The following is a 21,415-nucleotide window of genomic DNA, read 5'->3' on the forward strand; positions in this document are numbered from 1 at the left end:
GATTGAACAAAGTCGCATATCCGTAGGTGCCGTTATAGCTATATTCAAAACATGTGAAGTTCGTGCCGAGCGCGGCAGAGTCTGATGATATTGCGCGTAATAAGTACAGGTTTTGCTTAGACTTAATCCAACGTTAGGAGAATAATGCATCGGTGGCCCTTGCCTGTGAAGTTAGTAGCTCTAGAGGAACTAGAGCTGGACCTACGTAATTATCGTCTGCCGATACGCGTAACCGACGAGCATCAAGCCGTGCTGTACATGTTGGATAATGAGAAAATATTCGAACTAGTCGAAGAGATTCTTAAATACGGTTACCTGGATAATGAGTTCCCCCTTGTGGTAGCTGATGGATCTAGATTCAAAGTTGTTGAAGGCAACCGGCGAGTTACAGCACTTAAACTACTGAATGATCCGACTTTGATTGAAAAATATGGGCCAGAGAAGGCCCGCCGCTATAAGCGCCTCAAAAACAAATATCAGGACAAGTATGCAAGTATTCCATCGCAAATCCGAGTGATGGTCGCTGATTCTGAGGAAGAACTCCAGCCACATATCGCCCGCCTTCATACAAAAATATCGAAAAAACAATGGAGCACTGAACAGCAAGCACAGTTTTATTACGCACAAATTGAGGCGGGCACCACGATTGCACAACTCAAAGAGCGATATAACATAGGCTCGCGCCTCAAGCGCCTGTTACAAACCGCATCGTTTTCTCATCTAGTTGAAGAGCTCACGCGACGTATGGATGCAGAATCGATCAAACGATTAAAAACGATTAAGCCATCCCCACTCGAATACGCCTTAAAGGTAGATGAAATACGCACCATAGTCGGAATAGAGTTCGCTCCAAGCGGGCTTCTATCCCCAGAGGGAACAACAGCAGAGATAGCTAACACACTCACTGATAATAATCTGAAAGCGCTCCTGCGATTAGCAACGCTGATGACAGATGCAGATCCGAAGCTAAACACGCGACACCCAGCGTTAAACGGAGATAGAAACGCCCTAGAGGACGTTTTGCAATATCTCGAATGCGACGAGAAGCCTATCGGAACTGGCAAGGCTCACACAGGTGAGTCAAGCGCGGTCATCAATGAACCGGCTCCACATCATCCCGCTCCTGTTTCCACTTCTAACGTGTCATCGCTTACTGAAGTCCCGCAACCGCAGACGCGCGTACAACAATCCGATGACCACAATAGTGACATCGCAGACCATGAAGAGCTCCACAACGTTACTCCCGAAGATGCCGATGCAGACTTGCAACAGCAATTAAAACAAAGCCTGAAGGGTGCAAAACGCGACGACGCCAACCATGTTGGAAATAAATTCGCACATCTAGAACTGCGAATCGACGATAGCAATAATTTTATGGACGCCAATGCCCTAGTCCTCGGGATCCTTGAACACGGGGACCTTCCACAGCGGGGATCTTCTAGCAGACAGACAAAGCTCTACGTCCTAGCCCCAGCACTTAGACCAATCTTCGAACTTACTATGGCCGGTCTGAGAGCGTCCAATATTGAAGGATTGCACCTGGAACAACAGGGTGGCTCAGGACTTAAAGAAGATGTTCAGCAGGTTACAGACAGGCTCTGTGATAGCGAGTTTATAAGGTACCTATCCGAGCAGTTTCCAAAACTAGGAGGGTTCCATTCAGCCAAGTCGACCATCACGAACTGCAACTTTGTCAGGTCCGCAACAATAGTCGGCAACACAGCTTCTCATGGTTCTTACCGCAATCTATCTGAAGATACGTTGAAGAGCGCATTTAATGATGCCGTGCTCTTTGCGCTTTTGTGTCAACAATACGCTGTATACAAGAGGGGTAGTAGTTTGGTGAGACCTGGCAGCTAAGTTACAGTATTGCGGCCAATCTCCTTTACTACCGGCGCCAGGTTCGCTGATGCGACCAAGATCTCTTTCGCTTTTGTTTTCTTGTGCGCGGAATAATTGATGGACAAGGGGATGCAATAATCCCCCTCGTACAATTCACGCACCAATGGGTGGTTGTCGTAAGTCAAGATCCAGTTCCCATCAGGGTGATCATGAATTGTGGCTGCTAACCCTTTGTGGTCATAATCTTCAAAAGCATTCAAATACAAGCGTTTCCCAGCCTGAACGTAAGGGGGGTCAACATACAACAAGGTCTGCTTGTCATTTCCATAGTCGTTGATCACGCTACGGCCGTCTTCATTTGTGACAGTTATTCTTCCTAAATAGGGAATCAACGCTTCCACACGTCTCACAAGAGTATCCCGGTTGAATCGGGCATCCATCTTGTAATTGCCTGTTTGGGTCTTCCCTCCAATCACGCCCGCGTTTAATATTCCTGACCGATTTGTCCTATTTAAGTAAAAAAACGCTAAACCCAATTCAGCAGAAGGCGAGGAGCCAGCCTTGTAAATCGCTCGCTGACAATGCCACTCTTGCACGGTTAGAGGGACAGAATCAATGAAGTCAACGATCCGTTGTGGGTCCGTTACTAGCAAGCGCCAAAACGAATATACGGCCGGGTCGAGATCGTTTATATGTAGATGGGTAATCTGTCCTGTCAACAAGAGAGCTAGGCCAGCTCCCGCACCACCGGCGTAAGGCTCGACATATCGGCTAATATGCCGGTTGTGAGCGAGGATGTCGGCGAAAAATCCGGTGAGTTTTGCCTTCCCCCCAGGGTAACGTAATGGAGCAAACACTGAATGCGCGTGCCTTGCCACAATACGCAGTGGTTCTGTAGAAGAAGGATCTTCTACGTGCGTATCCACTTTGCTTAAAATCATGTGCTCTCCTTTCAATCAATGATAAACAAGGCAACAGCAGTAGTCTTATATTCGCGTTCGTTTATATGCTGAATGTGATGGGGAAACGCTCAAGTATTTGGTGGTTGGTCGACGAAAATAGTTGTAGCGATGTCTATAACGTGTGGTGCCTAGAAGACATGTATGTCGACGTTAGCATTTGCGTTCGGTGGGAGGTTCGATAGTAGTGGCGCTTGACAACGATACTTCCATCGGGGAGTTCAGTACTCGAACTTCTGGCGTAGTCAATAAAGATAAACCTCTCGAGACCATCTCTGACGGATTAGGGCTAAATAAACTTAGCAAGTTCACTTTGTGCCTGGGTGCCACTGTAGTGATGCCGGTTGCAATTAGTGAGGTCTCGTGAGCCGCGTGGATCAATTTGTATTACTACCTGGCCAGGTACCGAGCCTTAGTGGTGCTCGTTTCTAATTAGCGCGCAGATTGCATTATAAATGAGAAGGGCGATCAATCTATGAGCGAAGAAGTCATGTCGGAAAAACCGAATAATAAAGATGCAGCACAGCTCGAGGAAGAACTTGGGACGATTCGATGGGTGAGTGTTGGCGAGTCCGCAATGAAGATCTCTGAGCTGGCGCACAAGTACAAGAAGAGTTGCCTGTATATCCTGAGAATCGCGGAGGAAACGCTACTTCAAAAGATTGAGAATACGAATAAACGGGCAACGAACAAAGTCGACCTGTTCGTCTTTCTCTTCTTCCCATTTACTCTCCTAATTTCTTCGTGTGAATTTATAGGTAGTCAACCGGGCTTGTTCGTGGCCTGTTTGATCGCGGCAATCATTCTGACCATGCCTGTGGTTTTCTACTGGAAGACTCCCCCAGTCGAGTGGCAATCATTCCATGCAGGATTGTGGAAGCTTGCTGGAGGATTGATAACGATAGTTACAGGTTCAGCTACAATGGTGTTCGGTGGTACGGATATAAAATTTTTCCATTATGCCTATCAAGTATCTTCTCTAGCAGTTGTGGCAGCTGGAATCGTATTACTGTTTAGCTGGATATTGAATGTTTCGCGGGGCGGAGAGGTTCGTCGTGAGGTGGCAGACTGCAAACGTCAGCTTGAAGTAGTACGAACGGCAGGCACTATGCTGGGATCACACGGCTACTAAATGATATGCATACGTTTGTCCGGAAATGTGAAATTGTTTAAGCAATGAGATTTCGAGAAAGTCAAGGATCGCTTCCTAATTCGTTGCGAAACAATTTTGAGTGATATTCACAAGGGGCACTAAGCCTCGTTTATTGAGTTACTGGCCAAAATTGTATATCGTGGGCGTGCCGCGTGTGGTCTCTAAAGCTTGGTTCGCCTGCTCACCCCTTTCTGATTGAGAGTCTCTATTCCCTTGTGTTGGCTGAAGCGTTTGGCGGTGTTACTTAGACGTGGAGTTTAGTTTGGTATTTGAGGGTGTCGAAGTTTTGTTTGTGGTGATGTTGTTGTGGTGGTGGGGTTTTGCTGTTAATGCCTGTGGTGTCACTGCAGAATAACTATGGCCAGGACAAGGTCAATGAGATCAGTGCAAAGCTGATGGATAACCCTGAAATCGCCAAGCTTATTGGCGAGCTGTCTGCTTCTACTAGCGATGCTAGTGATTTGGTCAAGGGCTTGTTGCAGGTCTCGATTAACGCTGGTTTGCAGGCAGAGATGAATGCTCATTTGGGCTATGAGCATTCTGATCGGAAGGGTAAAGCCCAGATGGGTTCTGCCGGTGCGGTGAGCTACCGTAATGGGTCGTATACCAAAACTGTTGGTTGTGCTTATGGCATGGTGGATATCACCGTGCCTAGGGATCGTGCTGGTACGTTTCGCCCGCAGATGGTGTCTAAAGGCGCTCGCAGGCTTAGCGAGCTTGATGACATGATTATCTCGTTGTATGCCGGCGGGATGACACTGCGTGATATCCAACACCACTTGGCCACCACACTGGGGGTGGATATGAGCCCGGACACGATCAGCACGATTACTGATGCTGTGTTAGAAGAGGTTCTGGTCTGGCAAAACCGCCAGCTAGAGCAGTTCTATCCGGTGATCTTCCTTGATGCGATGCGCGTTAAGATACGCGAGGGCAACCGTGTGGTTAACAAGGCTTGCTACATGGCTGTTGGCGTGGATATGGACGGCATCAAACACATTCTGGGATTGTGGATTGCAGGTAGTGAAGGAGCCGCGTTTTGGGCCTCTGTCTGCGCTGATTTGGCTAACCGGGGTGTGGAGGATGTGTTCATCGTCTGCTGTGATGGTCTTAAAGGCCTGCCTGAAGCGGTAGAGGCGACTTGGCCAAGCTCGATGGTGCAAACCTGTATTGTCCACTTGATCCGAGCGGCTAACAGGTGGGTGTCCTACCAAGACCGCAAACCTGTCTCTAGCGCTTTGCGTAAGGTCTACACCGCGCCGAATGAGGAAACCGCCCGCGCGGCACTCGATGCGTTCGAAGCCTGTGAACTGGGCTGTAAGTACCCGCAGTCAGTCAAGGTATGGCGTGATGCGTGGGAGCGGTTCATACCGTTTTTACAGTTCCCGCCAGCAGCAAGACGGGTGCTCTACACCACTAACTCGATCGAGTCGCTCAACGCTGAGCTACGTAAAGCTACCCGCAACCGGGGTCAGTTCCCTAACGATACGGCAGCATTGAAAACATTGTGGCTAATGATTTGCAACATCGAAGATAAACGCGCGGCCCAACGCGCGAAGAAAGCCAAGCGCGATATTGAGTGCAACGGCTATATTGAAGGAGCGAAAGCCAACGGCTGGAAACAAGCTATCAACCAACTAGCTGTGGCATACCCAACCGATTCTCGCAGTACTTATAAACCAAGCCCCCACACACAAACAAACAGACACTCTCCGAAAGTGGGGGTTTCGCATATCTAGGCATTGCACGTCCGCTCATTCGCGTAATACAATTGCATTACACATGGAGGTGGGTATGGGGACGATTAGTTTGAGGGTTCCGCAGGAGGAACTACAAATCTTTAGGGCTTATGCAAAGCTCAATAACACCACGGTTTCTGGCATGCTACGCTCGACCATGCTTGAACGGATCGAGAATGAATATGACCTGAAGGCCTTTGCAGAGTACGAGGCCGAAAAAACTAACGGCGAATTGTCTGCCCGTCCCATTAGCGAGTTGTGGGATGAACTTGGATTATGACTTACCAGGTCTGTACCACCGCTAAGTTTGACAAGGCGTTTAGGAAGCTAGACCGGCACACCCAGCGCATACTCAAATCGTGGATTGAAAAGAACCTGGTTAATGCAAGAGATCCGCGGGCACACGGTAAGGCTCTGACCGCTGATAGGCGCGGGCAGTGGCGCTATCGTGTGGGCGACTACCGGATTTTGGCAGATATACAAGACACTCAGTTGGTTCTGATACTCATAAGTGTCGGTCACAGAAGCAAAATCTACTAAGTCTGACGGGCGTATTTATAGCGTCTTTAACACATCGCGGTGCGCTATCCACTGGGGTGACCGGACTGTGACGGCCCCGAACTCGTTCCTCCTGAAATTGTTATCTTAGAAAGCACCATCGTCGATTTACTGTTGAAGGAGGAAAGATGGCGATTCGTACCACCCATGTCGGCTCCCTGCCGCGTACCGAAGAACTGCTCAACGCAAATTTGAGGAGAAAGGAGATGGGAGAGGCCATGTTCGCCCAGATTCTTCAGTCTTCGGTAAATGATGTTGTTGCAAGGCAACAAGAGATCGGAATTGACTGGGTTAATGACGGTGAGTACGGCCACGTAATGACTGAAAAACTCGATTTCGGTCCGTGGTGGTACTACTCGTTCTCGCGTTTTGCGGGGCTCGAAATGACTGACAAAGAGTATCCGCTTGCGCCGCCCGCACCTGGATCAAACATCCATTTGGTGGAGTTCGAGCAGCGTCGAGATTGGGTGAAGTTCAAAGACGTTTATTCCGATCCGGAAGCTGCGGTAATGCCAGGCGTGAAACAGCTCTCTGAAGAGGAACAGACAAAGCAAAATTTCCCCGTTATTACAGGTCCGATCGAGTACATCGGTCATGACGCTGTGAAGCAGGATATTGATGCGCTGGTCAGTGCTCTTGAGGCTAACGGAATTGATCGCAAAGACGGGTTTATAGCTGCGGTTTCTCCCGGCTCGGCAGCCCGTCTGTCTAACGCCTACTACGACAATGATGAAGAGGTCGTGCAGGCGTGGGCGCAAGCCCTTCGCGAAGAATACCGCGCCATTACGGATGCGGGCCTCACCGTGCAGATCGATGATCCGTCACTGGCGGAGTCGTGGGATCAAATCAATCCTGCGCCTAGTTTTGACGACTACAGACGTTACATCCAGGTGCGTGTTGATGCGATTAATACCGCGCTGGAAGGGATTGATCCTGATCTGGTGCGCCTGCATCTTTGCTGGGGTTCTTGGCACGGGCCGCACACCACGGATATCCCATTGAAGGAAATCGTGGACAACGTTTTGACTGTAAACGCTAACTACATTTCGTTCGAGGGGGCCAATGCGCGCCACGAACATGAGTGGACGGTGTGGCGTGAAGTCGACTTGCCTTCGAACCTGGTTTTGATTCCTGGCATTGTCAGTCACTCTACAAACGTTGTGGAACACCCAGAGCTGGTAGCGCAACGCATTTCCAGATTTGTGGACATCGTTGGCCCAGATCGGGTGGTGGCTTCCACGGACTGCGGCTTCGGGGGACGTATCCATCCCTCGATCGCGTGGGCAAAGTTGAAGTCATTGGCTGAGGGCGCGCGACTAGTTTGAGTCCGCTTATAAACGAAACCTCCGCGAAAGCGGAGGTTTCGTCATGTAACGGCGGATTTTTCAAAATAGAAAATGAAAGTGTCGGCTAGGAATGCGTGAAAGTGTCGGATAAAAGCGCTTGAAAATGGCGGATAGTTGTTTGGAGTGTGGCCGAATCACTATCTAACCTGGACGCGAAACTGCGCGCCGTGATGCGAAACGAAACCGCTCTGTAAACCAGCATTTTGCATCTGCCGGTGTGAGTACACCCAGAAGAATAACCGACAGAAAATTTGCGCCGCGCTTCGTAATATAAAAGCAAAGAAAAAGCTGCGTAGTTTTCTGGAAGTATTTGATGGACGAGCCTTTCGACCTGCCGCCCGGTCTATACGAAACGATTATCGACGCCGGGCTCGAAGCCGCCCTCCAAAGGTACGGGCAGCGTGTACTTTAACCCATCATGGCTTGAGTGATCGTGACCTCAAATATTCGATCGCTTCTTGTTCAATGTCGGATGCCGACTCGGTTCGCGCTTGCAATTTATCGGCCCATTTTCTCCCTGGATGAATTGTGTCCCAACGCGGGCGCATCCCTGCATAACGACCGGAACCAGGATCGTGATTACCCAGCCCGTCGACGATCACATTCCAGACCGGATTGTGAAGACGTATAGCTACCACTTCGGCCAGTGGAATCCAGGTAGGGGCAATCGTAAGAGCGCGCACTTGAAAATCTCTCACGTCTAAATTAGTTGCCGCTTCAATAGAGCGTTTGTGACCCCTTATTCTATTAAATAGCTTTGGGCCGACCGCGAGATGAGCCTGATCAGGATCGCCTTTTCTCGCGTTTTCAGCTTCGGCTTTTCCGATATAAATTGCCCAGGTGCCGGCGACCAATGAATTCTGACGTGAAAGAGGTTCATAAGCTACGTGTGAACCAGTGTAATAGAGGGCGTATATCCCGGCACCGTCGAAAGGTTCGATATGTGCCAAAGACATGATTGGGCGTTCTTCTAACGCGCGGGCGATCGAAGCACCCAGATTTTCGTAACTTAGAGGATCAAAATAATCAACCACGGCTTAGCACCTCTTGCCTGGAAATTAACGAGAGCTGTTCGCGTTGTTTTAGTGCCGAAACCCTGTGTAGAGCTGTGTCGAGCTCGAGATGTTCCACGACACTAGACACAACCGTTTCAGCGAGGAGAACTGGAACTGCGTTACCAAGCTGTCTCATGATCTCCGACCAAGCTCCGTGAAGCTGGTAACGATCTGGAAAAGTTTGGATTCGGGCTGCTTCGCGGGCAGAGTAATATCGCACTGTTCCGTCTGAAAAACTTATCATGTTCTCCCCGCCCGGAACGCCATGTACGCCAGCTTTTAAGGCTTTTGAAGGCGCATCCAGCGGAGATCCAGTATGTCCAGGATATGACTTGGCGCCGGGTTGGAAACGATGATCTAACCACTTATCGTCGCACTCTGAAGGAAACGGCAGATCGGAAATCGCATCTCTTACGGTACGCCACGGTCTTAAGTCACACTCTAGCTTGAGGCGGGTCTGAACAACGCTCCGGTCTTTAACAGGTACTTCATATTTCTCCCAATACTCCCCCGACTCTTGAATCTGTCGCAAGGCAGGCCCTGAATGGGTCTTCGCTGGAAAACTCCATCCAGCGTCAACGTCGCTACGAAATCCAATCATAAAAACTCTGTGCCGACGCTGCGGTACCCCGTAATCCGCCGCATCAACAACTGTTGTAACCAATTTATATTGCAGATCTGCCAGAACAGACGTGTGCTCCTTTTGGAGCCTGCCGAAATGATCCACCCAGCTCTCATCTTCGCGAGCGCGTAATTCAGGGTGTTGGAGTCTAAGTTTGATGTATTCAAAATAGTCAGAAAACGCCGGCCTAGTGAGGCCCTTCACGTTCTCGATCACGAATGCGCGCGGCCTAAGTTGAGCAATTACGCTCGTAGCTGCTGGAAACATGTCGCGGGGGTCATCGGCATTTCTTGCTTTTCCGGCCAAGGAGAAAGGTTGGCATGGGGGCCCGGCAGTTATCAGGTCAACGGTTTCAGCACCTATTGTTTCCCCCCACTCTACTGAGCGCACGTCACCTTCAAGGACACTTACATCCCGGACCAGCGGATAATCGTTTTCCTTGTTTTCCCTAATAGTAGCGCAGGCCCATTTGTTCCATTCAGCTGCCACCAGATGGTTCACACCCGCAAGGGCAGACCCCAGTAATAGACCACCGCCGCCAGCAAACAATTCAACGCCGTTGACTGCCATTGTCTACTCCTTCCTGAGCCCTTGGCTGCTTATTCTCACCTTTAGACCAATCTTGTCATACCGGACACCTAATCGGCGCAATCCAGGTAAACAGATGACAAATCACTGCGAGTATGAGGCTGAACGGATTTGCAACCTAACCAGAATAACCATAAGCATAGTGATCGGCTAAAGCCCGACTTTGCATCTGTTTGCAAGCTAGCGAAATACAACTACCGACTCAGATAACATCTCTCCATTCAATCGCGTCGAGCTCCTGATTCACACCCATGTCAGCTCGAATTAACAATGCGTTTCGACTTCAAGTTACAAGCACTCAAGGGTATGCCGCGCAGCAACCTTATGACAGCTGTGGAGAAGGGCTTTAGCCATCTGCCTGCCGGATCGCAGATTTTCCTCGAAGAAAAATCACAGAAGGTAATCCTCAAATCCATCAAAAACAATCTAACCGTATATGCGGAAAAACTACCGGCCGAAATCAGAAGCGCGGCCCTTGCCGCGCGGGTTGACGTGCAGGACTACCAACTCACGGATTATTTGAAAGACTCTCACCGCGACATTGCAGACATTTATAGCCGAAAAGAGTTCAAAAATAGGCCGATCTCGTGGAAGCGTTTACTTCACATGGCGGCCACGGGCAACGATCTTGCAGCGGACGCTTACGAGGACATCCACCGCAGGCTTCGCGCTTTCGCGCACGTGTCTGACCCGGAGCGGATCGAAACCTACCTCAAGATTCTTTCCACGCCACACTACCGTTACGAGGCAACGTCAGCGCGTGAAAAGTTCTACGCACACATGCTCATGTACTCGTTTTGGCCCCAAGGTAAACGTGATTAGAAGAAGATCGCTTCCATCGACTATGCCATGCAAGTTTTGAGATCCACGCCGAACCTCGTAGATGAACTGAGGCAAATATTCGTAGCTGTTAGCGATCGTACGAAGAAGTTATACCAGCATCCCGCTGGCGAAATGGGGCTGTGGACGCCGCTTAAAGTGGGAGCTGCGTACACGCGTGAAGAACTGCTGGCTGGCATCGGCGTTGGATACGAGTTTCAAGGCCAGGCGCCCGGCGGCGTGCGTGAGGGAGTTAAGTACTGCGAGTACACCAACACGGAAGCGCTGCTGGTGACACTCGTAAAGTCGAAGGCTGACTATTCACCTAACACTCTGTACCGCGATTTCGCGCTCACGCCCACGCTATTTCACTGGGAATCGCAGTCTAACGCGGGGCCGCATACCAAAGCGGGCATGCGCTACCTGAAGGAGGATTCCAACATCGCCCTCTTCACCAGAGAACACAAGAAAGACGCGCTGGGGGAGGGCGCAGCGTACACATTCGCCGGTCCCGCGCATCTGGTTGAAGCCAAAGGTTCGCGTCCGATGCAGATAACGTGGGAGCTTGACCACCCGCTGCCCCCAGACCTTTACATGTCCGCGAGGGCGGTAGCTTCCTAACCCAGCGCCGCAAACCGGGTAGGCTACTCAAACCCGCATGTAATCTGGAAGGCGCACGTGACAGGGAGGAGGCGGGGTGAGCAGCAGATTTGAAACCCAGCAGCGACTCATTGATGCAACGCGCGAGATCATAATTCTCGAGGGCGTAGAGGGCTTCACGCTCGACAACGTGTGCCGTCGTGCGGGCTTTACCCGAGGCGCCTTCTACTCCAACTTTTCCACCAAGGAATCACTACTCGCCGCGCTCGCGGAGGACGAGTACGCGGATCTGATTGAGCGCCTCAACGCACAAGTTGAAAAATGGCGAAACGCTGACGCGGCAATGCCGGCACAAATCGACTCCCTGTTGTTTGACGCGATGGATGCGATTGGGGTTAATCGCACTCTTTACGCCCTCCACACCGAAATGCAGGCGAGGTCGGTGCGAGATCAGGAATGGGGAGCGCGCCTGGCGGACCTCAACGAGGAGTTTCTAACCGCGTTGAGCGGAGTTCTTGAGACCATTCTTGCGGCCGCAAATCGCACCCCGGAAACATCGATGCGCGTGATCGCTCACGCGGTGATCGGGATTGTGATGAGGGCGGCTGCGGTTGACGCCCTGGTGGAGAGCTACAAGGAACACCGTAGCCGCACTCAAAACCGAGTGGTTGGCTCGGCCTCGCCACCACGGGTAGAGCGCACGGTGCCAAAACACCTACCTATTGCGAAGTCGCCTTCCAAGCCGATTGTTGAAACGATCATTCCGCTTCTGTACGCGATGTCGAAGCCTGCTTGAACAAATCTCCGCATCTGAAAATCCGCGCCAAAGTAAAACTTGCGATAAACGGCGGAAAATAAGGGAAAATACGCTGCGAGTTGAAAGTTTGTTGACCAAAACCGGGTCTAACCTAAAGACATTGCTAGTCATACATGGGATAATGAGGCCATGGCTTTTAAATTGATTCTGCTCCGTCATGGGCAAAGCGATTGGAACGAAAAGAACCTGTTCACCGGATGGGTTGACGTTCCGTTGACAGAACTAGGTAAGGAAGAGGCCGTTCATGGCGGCGAGCTTCTTAAGCAGGAAGGTGTCCTGCCGGACATCCTCTACACGTCCCTACTTCGCCGCGCAATCTACACGGCAAACCTGGCGCTTGACGCTGCTGACCGCCATTGGATTCCGGTTAAGCGTTCGTGGCGTCTAAACGAGCGTCACTACGGTGCGCTTCAGGGCAAGAACAAGAAAGAAATCCGCGACGAGTACGGCGAAGATCAGTTCATGCAGTGGCGCCGCTCCTACGACGTGCCGCCACCGGCAATCGAGGCTGGTTCGGAGTTTGCCCAGGATGGCGATCCGCGTTACGCGGGCGAGCCGATTCCGGCAACCGAGTGCCTAAAGGACGTCCTCGAGCGTCTGCTTCCGTACTGGGATGAGCAGATCGTTCCGGATATCAAGAGCGGTAAGACCGTTCTGATTGCAGCGCACGGCAACTCGCTACGCGCAATCGTGAAGCACCTTGACGATGTTTCCGACGAGGACATCTCGGCAGTGAACATCCCCACCGGCGTTCCGCTACTTTACGAGCTTGACGAAGAAACGCTCAAGCCCATCAAGAAGGGCGGCACCTACCTTGATCCTGAGGCCGAGGCGAAGATCGCCGCCGTAGCCGCACAGGGCAAGTAAACAAACTACAAGAAGGGGCGATGACCAATACGGTCATCGCCCCTTTTCGCGCTTAAAACAGTAGGCAGGTAGCCTCGAAATCTGCGGTGCGCCGCTTATTCAGCGAGAAACCGCTCGCCCTCAATCAAGTACATGACGTTGCGACCAACATTGGTGGCGTGGTCACCAAAACGCTCGTAATAACGGCCAACCAACGTCAGATTAATGATCTGAGTGGGGGTCAGCACAAGGTCTGGATCCAAAAGCATACGGTGGAGCTGCACGTGCAGGTCATCCATCACGTCATCATCGGTCTGCATCTGATTTGCGAGGTCGGTGTTGGGATCCTCCATAAGTTTCGCGGTGTTCTCGCCCGCGATACGCGCCTGTACGCCCATCTTCTTAACAATCCCCACAATCTCAGGCGGGAGCGCGTCGGTGTGTGCCTGCTGACGGGCAATGATCGCAATGTTGCGCGCCAGATCGCCCATGCGCTCTAGCGTCTTGGTCATGCGCAGGCCGGTAACGATCAGTCGCAGGTCACGGGCAACAGGAGCTTGCAACGCCAGAAGCTGCGTGCACATCTCATCGATAATGTAGGCGAGGTCGTCAATGCGCTCATCCGCATCGATCGTCTGTTCCGCCAGTGCGCTGTCATTCTCATCGAGTGAGCGTGAGGCGCGACTAACCGCCCTTGAAACTTGCGCTGCCATGCGTGAAAGTTGGTTGCCGAGCTGAGTGAGCTCCTGGGTGTACATCTCCCGCATTCTCATTCCTCCAATGTGGTGCTTGAGGCCCTTAGGATGGGCCTACTTATAGCCGAAAGTAATAACACCATGCGCGGGTGTCACGGCTGGATGCAACAGGTTAACGATTGGTTAACGGATGTCGGATGTTTGGTTTAATCGCGACAATCAACGGGTTTTCGCCCTATTGTCTATATTGTGAGTGGTGTGGAGACGAGTTTGTTAATTTTGGTGGCCCTCGTTGGTCTATTCGTAGGGGCCGGAGCAGGGTTGGCATTTCGCGTATCCCAATCCCAGATCCATGAATCCCCCCAAGAAGAAGAATTCGAGCCGCCGGTGAACCCGGAGCTTAAATCCGCCCTCACCGCTATGGCCTCAAGCTCGGTCATTGTGGACAGTGAAAACCGTATTGTGAGGGCAGACGCGCAGGCGTACACGCTCGGCCTCGTTCGCGATGAAGTGATCGTGCACAAGCAGGTGCTTGAAATGGTTGAGGATGTGCGTAAAAACGGGGTGACACTGCGCAAGAAGATGCAGCTACCTCGATCGCGATACTCGTCAGATTCTCCCATTTACTTAGATGTTCGCGTAGCTGCGCTACTTGGTGGGCGCGTCCTGATTTTGATCGACGATGAGACGAAGCAAAAACGTGTTGACGCGGTTCGCCGCGATTTCACGGTGAATGTTTCCCACGAGCTGAAAACCCCAATCGGCGCTATTGGACTCATCGCGGAAACTCTGCAAGACAGTGACTACGACCCCGAAGTGGTTCGCATGTTCACTCCCAAGATGGCCTCAGAAGCGGCGCGTCTTTCCACCCTCGTGCAGGATCTGATTGAGCTTTCGCGCCTCGAAACCGGCGACCCCTTGATGCGGGCCCAGCGGATTAACATTGACGAGGTTGTGTGGGAAGCCGTGCAGTTGGAGAGCAACCGGGCGGCTGCCTCGAATATCGAAATCGAGGTGGGCGAGCCCTCCGGCGGCATCGTTTGGGGTGATCACAACCTGCTCGTCACCGCAGTTCGCAACCTGGTGGATAACGCAATTCGCTACTCAGATCCGCACACGCGCGTGAGCGTAAAGAGTTCGGTTGTGGATGACCTGGTGCGCGTTGCGGTTGTAGACACCGGAATCGGCATGGATGAGGCAGAAAAAGAACGCGTTTTTGAACGGTTCTACCGCGTGGATCCGGGTCGGTCGCGAAACACTGGTGGATCGGGCCTGGGCCTATCTATCGTGAAACACGTTGCGGCAGATCATGGTGGAACTGTTTCCGTGTGGTCAAAGAAGGGCCACGGTTCCACGTTTACGCTAGTGATTCCGCAAGCCGAGGGCGAACGAGATGCGGATTTTGCGGATTTGGAAGAAAGCGAGGAGCGTTAAATGAAAACGATTTTAGTTGTTGAGGATGAGGAATCACTACGCACGCCTCTTGCTTTCAGTCTGCGCAGAGATGGGTACGAGGTGCTAGAGGCGGAAAGCGGCGAGGTTGCTCTCGCAATGCTGGAGGCGGCCACTCCTGACCTGGTTTTGCTTGACCTGATGCTTCCGGGAATCTCCGGCACGGAGGTGTGCCGTCAGGTGCGCCGCACGTCGAAGGTGCCAATCATTATGGTTACGGCAAAAGATGACGTGGTGGATCGCGTGGTGGGCCTAGAGCTCGGGGCGGATGATTACGTGACAAAGCCGTACTCCTACCGCGAACTGCTTGCACGTATTCGCGCGGTGTTGCGCCGGCGCGTGCCGGAGATCGAAAGCGCGGATGAGGAAGATATCCTCACTGTCGGTAACGTGCTGGTGCGCGTGGATCGGCATGAAGTTGAGGTTGATGGCGAACCGGTTCACCTGCCGCTTCGCGAGTTTGAACTGCTTGAGCTTTTGATGCGCAACGTGAATCGCGTGCTTACGAGGACGCAGATTATCAACATCGTGTGGGGCCCGGATTACGTGGGGGACACGAAGACGTTGGACGTGCATGTAAAGCGCTTGCGTTCACGCATTGAAGAAGATCCTTCTAATCCACAACTGTTGCAGACTGTGCGTGGGCTGGGTTACAAGATGGTGGACCCTCTCGAGTAAGCGCGCGGAATTGCTGGTAAAATAGGGACGTTGAGCTAACAGCAGGAGTTTTACAGCAATGACATTCAAAGTGGGCGAAACCGTTGTGTACCCACATCACGGCGCTGCCACAATCGAAGAGATTTCTACGCGCAAATTTGCTGGCAAGGAAAGAACTTATCTTACGCTTCGCGTGACTACGGGCGATCTAACGATTCAGGTTCCCGCAGAGAACGTGGAACTCGTTGGGGTTCGTGACGTCGTTGACGAAGAGGGCTTCGAAGAGGTCATGGACACGCTCCGTGAGGAGAACACGGAAGAACCTTCAAACTGGTCGCGCCGCTACAAGGCAAACCAGGAAAAGATTGCGACGGGCGATATTGTTCGCGTTGCCGAGGTGGTTCGCGACCTGTCTCGCCGTGACGCCCTGAAGGGACTGTCTGCCGGGGAGAAGCGCATGCTCTCTAAGGCCCGTCAGATTCTGACTTCCGAGTTGGCTCTCTCCCGAGAGGTTGATGAGGATGTAGCTAGCGATCGCCTTGATGAGATCCTCGCGGAGGGGATTGAAGAGGTGGAAGAGTAAACAGATCCTCCTATTTTGAGGCCGCACCTGCGGCCTCAAAATTTATGCGCGGCCGGTGTGAGCAGCGGCGGGGGATCAAAATTGGGCATGGTGTTTTTCGGGAGCGCGCAGTGTTGCGCCGGCGCGAGGAGGCGTGATGAGTAGGTCGGTTTTCGCAGTTGTTACAGCCGCAGGTTCAGGGTCGCGGCTGGGCCATGACATGCCGAAGGCACTGGTACAGCTAGCTGGCGTGCCCCTCGTGCGCCGCGCCGTGGACGGTATTCGCGATGCTGGTGCGGATGGGGTGGTGGTGACCGCCCCGCCTAGTCACCTGAGCGAGTTCGAAAAGATGTTTGTTGCGGAACCAGAAGTTGCTGTGGTTCCCGGTGGTAGCATTCGTCAAGATTCGGTGTACAACGGACTGCTCGAAATTCCGCGTCTCGCCAAACAGATTGGCAAGGAGCTAGATGATCGCACGCCCGTGCTCATTCACGACGCTGCCCGCTGCCTCACCCCCGAGCGGGCCATTAGAGACGTCATTGAGGCGCTCGAGGGCGGGCTGAGGGCCGTTATTCCAGTGGTTCCCGTTACCGACACGCAAAAGGTTGTGGAGCCGGTTCCGGCTTCCTCGAAAATCGAAAAAGTCATTGGGCAGGTTGATCGCGCGCAGTTGCGCGGAGTGCAAACCCCGCAAGGCTTCCACTGGGAAACCGCGATGCGTGCACATGAGGCAGGCCGCGAACTCCTAGCAAAAGGTGTGGAACTAACCGACGACGCGGGACTTGTGGAAGCCCTTGGTGAGGACGTGCACGTGACGCCTGGAAGCGCGCTGTCTATGAAGATTACGACCAAACTAGACCTAATCGTTGCCGGCGCAATTCTCGCCCGGCCAGACCAGTATCAAAGCCTGCTGGACGAATAGCGCGCGTCGCAAACGTTACTAAATGGGATTTGCATCCATATTTTTCTGTTTTCGGGTTAAAGTCAGAGGCGTGAGTACATCATCAACCAATCACAGTTTTGGCAACGAAGCTCCCGCTAAAAAAGAAAGCATCCTAAATAAGACCGTTCTTGCATGGTCGCTTTGGGACTGGGGCTCGGCCGCATTTAACGCGGTTGCCACCACTTTCGTATTCTCCGTTTACCTGACTTCCGGCATGTTTGCCGATACGGATAAGGCATCGGAGTCGTTGAGCCTTGGCCTCACGATCGCGGGGTTCGTGATCGCGCTACTCGCGCCGATTACCGGCCAGCGTGCGGACAGGCGCGGTAAGGGCACTTTCTGGCTGGGCTTCAACACTTACGTGGTGGTGATGCTGACCGGCATGATGTTCTTTGTCCATCCTGAGTCTGCGCTTGGCCCGCTGGGCGCAATGTGGCTTGGCATTGCGTTACTTGGCTTTGGCAACATCTTCTTCGAGTTCGCGTCCGTGAACTACAACGCGATGCTCGCGCGCGTGTCCACACCTAAGACGATGGGCCGCGTGTCGGGCCTCGGCTGGGGTCTGGGTTACGTGGGCGGCATCATTTTGTTGCTGATTCTCTACTTCGGCTTCATCGCTCCCGAGGTCGGTTGGTTTGGCGTAACCGCCGACAACGGTCTTAACATTCGCGTGTCCATGTTGATTTCTGCCCTCTGGTTCGGACTATCTACAATCCCCGTCCTCATCGCGGTTCCTGGCCGCAAGGTGGCGGGCGCAGACGAGGCTGGACGCGAATCGATTATCGAGTCCTACAAGCTTTTGTTTAAGACCATTAAAGACCTGTGGAACACGTCGCCGCACACGATTTTCTTCCTGATTGCGTCCGCAATCTTCCGTGACGGACTCGCGGGCGTGTTCACGTTCGGCGCTATCATCGCGGCCGGCACGTTCGGATTCAGCGCGGGTGACGTGTTGATTTTCGGTATCGTGGCAAACGTTGTTGCGGGTATTGCGACCATCGGATTTGGCGCGTTGGACGACAAAGTCGGGCCAAAGGCCGTCATTTTGATCTCGCTGATAGCAATGGTGATAGACGGCATTTTGATCTTCATCCTCCACGACGCCGGCTCCGGCACGTTCTGGGTGCTTGGCCTGATTCTCACCGTGTTTGTTGGCCCCTGCCAGTCGGCTTCGCGCACCTTCCTCGCCCGTCTCATTCCCGAAGGGCGTGAGGGCGAGGTGTTTGGCCTGTACGCCACAACCGGCCGCGCCGTGTCTTTCCTGGCGCCGCTGTGCTTCGGCCTATCTGTGCGGCTGGGATCGAACTTCGTTCCCGAGGGCGCCTCGTCGCAGTACTGGGGAATCCTCGGTATCGTCCTCATCCTCTTTGTGGGGCTCATGCTGATCTTGCCGGTCAAGGCAGAACAGGCGCACCTGGGAGCTTTTGAGGACTGATCTCAATGTCCGGGGCCGTAGCGGCCCGGGTAGAACAGGCGCGTCAACCACTTGGGGCCAGCTAGCCTATCCGCTGCACCAGTGCGGACGCAATGCCCGCAACTCCCTCGCTCCGTCCGGCAAAACCAAGCTTATCGGTGGTTGAAGCAGCAAAACTTACCGGAGCTCCAACAACCTCGCTCATGCGTTGTTCCGCCTCAGCCCTGCGCTCCCCGATGCGCGGGCGCTCCCCGATGATTTGCACGGACACGTTCACAATCGCGTAACCGGCCTGCTCCACCAGGCGTACTGTTTCGCGCAGGAGAGCCTCGCCACTCGCGCCCGACCATTCTGGCCTTGACGTGCCAAAGTTTGTTCCCAAATCCCCCAGGCTCGCCGCCGCAAGTAGAGCATCGCAGCACGCGTGCGCCGCAACATCAGCATCGGAATGCCCCTCCAAGCCCACCTCGCCGGGCCACTCAAGGCACGCCATCATCATCTTCCGCCCCGAATCTGCGGGCGCAAAAGCGTGCGTGTCAAAACCAATACCGGTGCGAATAGGCAAAAGCGCAGTCATGGGGCCAGTTTAACGCCGCGCGTAGAAAACGTTATGCCCCATGCGCGCCAGCTGGGTAGGCTAGGGGCGTGAATCTTCATCTTTACGACACCAAAAGCCGTTCCCTCCAGCCACTAAAGCCCGTTCACGAGGGCGAGGTTGGCATCTACCTGTGTGGAGCCACCGTGCAGGGTAGCCCCCACATCGGGCACTTGCGGTCCGCGGTAGCGTTTGACACGCTGATCCGCTGGCTAAAGAAGAACGGCATGAAGGTCACCTACATCCGAAACATTACGGATATTGACGACAAAATCTTGAACAAATCCGCCGAGGCCGGCCAGCCGTGGTGGGCGTGGGCATCCAAGTTTGAGCGCGAGTTCGCGCAGGCTTACGATGCTCTTGGGCTTCTTCCGCCTACGTTTGAGCCGCGCGCAACCGCACACATCCTGGACCAGGTGCAGTTAGTGGAGCGCCTGATTGAGCGCGGACACGCATACCCGGATGGGGCCGGCAACGTTTATTTCGACGTACATTCGCTAGATGACTACGGTTCGTTAACCCACCAGGATTTAGCGCAGATGCGCACTACGGAAGACGAGTCGCAGATCGATTCCAGCGTCGAGGCGGGGAAGCGCGACCCGCGTGACTTCGCCCTATGGAAGGCCGCTAAGCCGACTGAGCCGAGTACTGCTTCCTGGCAGTCCCCGTGGGGGCCGGGCCGTCCCGGCTGGCACTTGGAGTGTTCCGCAATGTCGCGCCGCTACCTGGGGGAGGCGTTCGATATTCACGGAGGCGGCATCGACCTGCGTTTCCCCCACCACGAGAACGAGCAGGCGCAGTCTCATGGCGCTGGCTGGCCGTTTGCAAGCCTGTGGGTGCACAACGCGTGGGTGACGATGAAGGGGGAGAAGATGTCGAAGTCGCTCGGCAACTCCCTGGTGGTTGCAGACATTTTGCAACGCGTGCCCGCACCGGTGTTGCGTTTCGCTCTGGGCACGGTGCACCACCGCTCTACCGTGGATTATTCCGAAGAAACGATTCACGCTGCTGCTGCCGCCTGGGAGCGCATTTCCGGATTCGTCCAGCGCGCCGGTGAGGTAGCGGGCGTGACCGAGAGTGAGGTCGCCGAGCGAGCTGTACCGCAAGCCTTCGCAGACGCCCTCGACAATGATCTGAACGTGGCGGGCGGCTTGGCCGTGGTTTATGAGCGTATGAAGGCCGGTAACCAGGCCCTCGCGGATGGCTCTGAGGGGGAGGTACGCGAGGCGCTACTGGATGTGCGCGCAATGCTCGACATCCTTGGCTTGGATCCGGCATCGCCGCAGTGGGTCAGTGAAGAGGGGGACGTGAGTGGGAAAGACAAGGCCCTGGACGTCCTCGTAAATCACCTGATTGAACAGCGCGAGCAGGCACGCGCCGCGAAAGACTGGTCTACGGCCGATTCGATCCGAGACGGTTTAGCTGCGGCTGGTGTTGTTGTTGAGGATGGAGCTGACGGAGCCCGATGGCATATCGGATAGATCCACGCGTGCAAGAGGTTATGCCGCGCGGGCGCGGCACCATTATGGAGCGCCTTGCCGGCCCGCTGGGCGTGGTCCTGCTCGTATGGGTGGTATTCCTCCTCCAACCCCTGGGCGGGCGAGAGCTACTACTCAACTTTGGCGTTCCCGCCCATGACTTTTCGCGGCCCTGGACGTACTTCACGTCCATATTCCTGCACGGATCCGTGGCGCACGTAAGCGGTAACACGACATTTCTCGCCCTGCTGGGGGTCACAATCGGGTTGGAGGGGAAGCGGCGCTGGCTGGCCGTGTTCGCGGGCTCTGCAATCGGTGCGGGCCTGTTTATCAGCGCGTTCACTCCGGCGGGCCTAACTATTGGGGCGTCTGGAATCGTATTTGGCTACTTTGGATATATTCTTGCTGCCGCACTGGTAGAGCGAACGCCCAGGGTCAAATTAGTGAGGATTGTGGTGGCGATCGCGCTTCTTAGTGCCTATAGTGCCACGATTATCGTTGGCTTCCTCCCATCTGGGGGAGTGTCATGGCAGGCTCACGTGGGCGGATTTGTGGGTGGCATCGTTGTTGCGGTTATAGCGGAGAAGGTTGTTGAACCCAGGTCTGAAAACGCCGCGCGGCGCCCGCCCAATCCTTATTAAGTCGCGGCTCGGATGTTCGCTACAATAGGCGCCA

At 53.7% G+C, this 21,415-nt stretch carries 21 protein-coding genes and 1 pseudogene; 17 read left to right on the forward strand and 5 right to left on the reverse strand.

What is annotated here, in order from left to right:
• The first annotated feature begins 165 nt into the window (after positions 1–165).
• Positions 166–1,860, forward strand: coding sequence for a hypothetical protein (locus HMPREF9238_RS06195; RefSeq protein ID WP_156824403.1), 1,695 nt, complete (start codon positions 166–168; stop codon positions 1,858–1,860).
• On the opposite strand, the gene HMPREF9238_RS06200 is transcribed toward HMPREF9238_RS06195, so the two are convergent.
• Positions 1,857–2,783 (reverse strand): DNA adenine methylase, encoded by a 927-nt coding sequence (locus HMPREF9238_RS06200; RefSeq protein ID WP_016444599.1) that lies wholly within the window; start codon positions 2,781–2,783, stop codon positions 1,857–1,859. The two genes, HMPREF9238_RS06195 and HMPREF9238_RS06200, sit on opposite strands and share 4 nt — an antisense overlap.
• 493 nt (positions 2,784–3,276) lie before the next feature.
• Between HMPREF9238_RS06200 and HMPREF9238_RS06205 the strand changes: the two genes are divergently transcribed.
• From HMPREF9238_RS06205 to HMPREF9238_RS06225, 5 genes and pseudogenes are all read left to right on the forward strand, one after another.
• The gene (locus tag HMPREF9238_RS06205) at positions 3,277–3,933 is read left to right on the forward strand and encodes an MnhB domain-containing protein (RefSeq protein ID WP_040316512.1); all 657 of its coding nucleotides are present in this window, start codon (positions 3,277–3,279) and stop codon (positions 3,931–3,933) included.
• A 350-nt stretch (positions 3,934–4,283) separates the two neighbouring features.
• Positions 4,284–5,632 (forward strand): annotated as a pseudogene (locus HMPREF9238_RS06210) (IS256 family transposase).
• A 116-nt stretch (positions 5,633–5,748) separates the two neighbouring features.
• Positions 5,749–5,973, forward strand: coding sequence for a type II toxin-antitoxin system RelB family antitoxin (gene relB, locus HMPREF9238_RS06215; protein ID WP_016444603.1), 225 nt, complete (start codon positions 5,749–5,751; stop codon positions 5,971–5,973).
• Positions 5,970–6,233 (forward strand): type II toxin-antitoxin system RelE family toxin, encoded by a 264-nt coding sequence (locus HMPREF9238_RS06220; protein ID WP_016444604.1) that lies wholly within the window; start codon positions 5,970–5,972, stop codon positions 6,231–6,233. The genes relB and HMPREF9238_RS06220 overlap by 4 nt, the downstream gene beginning before the upstream one ends.
• Before the next feature lie 146 nt (positions 6,234–6,379).
• A complete protein-coding gene (locus tag HMPREF9238_RS06225) occupies positions 6,380–7,576 on the forward strand; it encodes a cobalamin-independent methionine synthase II family protein (protein WP_016444605.1) in 1,197 nt (398 codons plus the stop codon).
• A 437-nt stretch (positions 7,577–8,013) separates the two neighbouring features.
• Here HMPREF9238_RS06225 and HMPREF9238_RS06230 read toward each other — a convergent pair whose 3' ends face one another.
• Positions 8,014–8,631, reverse strand: a complete 618-nt coding sequence (locus tag HMPREF9238_RS06230; RefSeq protein WP_016444607.1) for an Eco29kI family restriction endonuclease — start codon at positions 8,629–8,631, stop codon at positions 8,014–8,016.
• On the reverse strand, positions 8,624–9,844 hold the full coding sequence (locus HMPREF9238_RS06235) for a DNA cytosine methyltransferase (protein WP_016444608.1): 1,221 nt from the start codon (positions 9,842–9,844) through the stop codon (positions 8,624–8,626). The genes HMPREF9238_RS06230 and HMPREF9238_RS06235 overlap by 8 nt, the downstream gene beginning before the upstream one ends.
• Before the next feature lie 288 nt (positions 9,845–10,132).
• Between HMPREF9238_RS06235 and HMPREF9238_RS06240 the strand changes: the two genes are divergently transcribed.
• The 4 genes from HMPREF9238_RS06240 to HMPREF9238_RS06255 all read left to right on the forward strand — a co-directional run bounded on the left by HMPREF9238_RS06240 (position 10,133) and on the right by HMPREF9238_RS06255 (position 12,965).
• On the forward strand, positions 10,133–10,684 hold the full coding sequence (locus HMPREF9238_RS06240; RefSeq protein WP_016444609.1) for a hypothetical protein: 552 nt from the start codon (positions 10,133–10,135) through the stop codon (positions 10,682–10,684).
• 27 nt (positions 10,685–10,711) lie between these two features.
• Positions 10,712–11,302: a DUF3427 domain-containing protein gene (locus HMPREF9238_RS06245; RefSeq protein WP_016444610.1), complete on the forward strand. Its 591-nt coding sequence runs from the start codon at positions 10,712–10,714 to the stop codon at positions 11,300–11,302.
• A gap of 76 nt (positions 11,303–11,378) precedes the next feature.
• Positions 11,379–12,077 carry a TetR/AcrR family transcriptional regulator gene (locus tag HMPREF9238_RS06250; protein WP_016444611.1) on the forward strand — a complete coding sequence of 233 codons (699 nt, stop codon included), beginning with the start codon at positions 11,379–11,381 and terminating at the stop codon, positions 12,075–12,077.
• Positions 12,078–12,227: 150 nt separating this feature from the next.
• Entirely contained in the window at positions 12,228–12,965 is a 738-nt protein-coding gene (locus HMPREF9238_RS06255; protein ID WP_016444612.1) for a phosphoglyceromutase, read from the forward strand.
• Between the two features lie 95 nt (positions 12,966–13,060).
• Here HMPREF9238_RS06255 and phoU read toward each other — a convergent pair whose 3' ends face one another.
• On the reverse strand, positions 13,061–13,711 hold the full coding sequence (gene phoU, locus HMPREF9238_RS06260) for a phosphate signaling complex protein PhoU (RefSeq protein ID WP_016444613.1): 651 nt from the start codon (positions 13,709–13,711) through the stop codon (positions 13,061–13,063).
• A gap of 198 nt (positions 13,712–13,909) precedes the next feature.
• Here phoU and HMPREF9238_RS06265 point away from each other — a divergent pair, with 198 nt between their 5' ends.
• From HMPREF9238_RS06265 to HMPREF9238_RS06285, 5 genes are all read left to right on the forward strand, one after another.
• Positions 13,910–15,073 (forward strand): sensor histidine kinase, encoded by a 1,164-nt coding sequence (locus HMPREF9238_RS06265; protein ID WP_016444614.1) that lies wholly within the window; start codon positions 13,910–13,912, stop codon positions 15,071–15,073.
• Positions 15,074–15,769 carry a response regulator transcription factor gene (locus tag HMPREF9238_RS06270; RefSeq protein WP_016444615.1) on the forward strand — a complete coding sequence of 232 codons (696 nt, stop codon included), beginning with the start codon at positions 15,074–15,076 and terminating at the stop codon, positions 15,767–15,769. It abuts the gene before it with no gap.
• A gap of 58 nt (positions 15,770–15,827) precedes the next feature.
• On the forward strand, positions 15,828–16,331 hold the full coding sequence (locus HMPREF9238_RS06275; RefSeq protein WP_016444616.1) for a CarD family transcriptional regulator: 504 nt from the start codon (positions 15,828–15,830) through the stop codon (positions 16,329–16,331).
• A 136-nt stretch (positions 16,332–16,467) separates the two neighbouring features.
• Positions 16,468–17,232 (forward strand): 2-C-methyl-D-erythritol 4-phosphate cytidylyltransferase, encoded by a 765-nt coding sequence (gene ispD, locus HMPREF9238_RS06280; RefSeq protein WP_016444617.1) that lies wholly within the window; start codon positions 16,468–16,470, stop codon positions 17,230–17,232.
• A gap of 22 nt (positions 17,233–17,254) precedes the next feature.
• Positions 17,255–18,688, forward strand: a complete 1,434-nt coding sequence (locus HMPREF9238_RS06285) for an MFS transporter (RefSeq protein ID WP_016444618.1) — start codon at positions 17,255–17,257, stop codon at positions 18,686–18,688.
• Between the two features lie 61 nt (positions 18,689–18,749).
• Here the strand turns inward: HMPREF9238_RS06285 and ispF are convergent, their stop codons facing one another.
• Positions 18,750–19,244, reverse strand: coding sequence for a 2-C-methyl-D-erythritol 2,4-cyclodiphosphate synthase (ispF, locus tag HMPREF9238_RS06290; protein WP_016444619.1), 495 nt, complete (start codon positions 19,242–19,244; stop codon positions 18,750–18,752).
• Between the two features lie 68 nt (positions 19,245–19,312).
• Here ispF and cysS point away from each other — a divergent pair, with 68 nt between their 5' ends.
• Together cysS and HMPREF9238_RS06300 are read left to right on the forward strand one after the other, a co-directional pair.
• Positions 19,313–20,743, forward strand: coding sequence for a cysteine--tRNA ligase (cysS, locus tag HMPREF9238_RS06295; RefSeq protein WP_016444620.1), 1,431 nt, complete (start codon positions 19,313–19,315; stop codon positions 20,741–20,743).
• A complete protein-coding gene (locus tag HMPREF9238_RS06300) occupies positions 20,728–21,381 on the forward strand; it encodes a rhomboid family intramembrane serine protease (protein WP_016444621.1) in 654 nt (217 codons plus the stop codon). The genes cysS and HMPREF9238_RS06300 overlap by 16 nt, the downstream gene beginning before the upstream one ends.
• Positions 21,382–21,415: the final 34 nt, after the last annotated feature.

It is taken from the genome of Gleimia europaea ACS-120-V-Col10b (genome assembly GCF_000411155.1).
In the GTDB taxonomy this organism is placed as follows: Bacteria; Actinomycetota; Actinomycetes; order Actinomycetales; family Actinomycetaceae; genus Gleimia; species Gleimia europaea_B.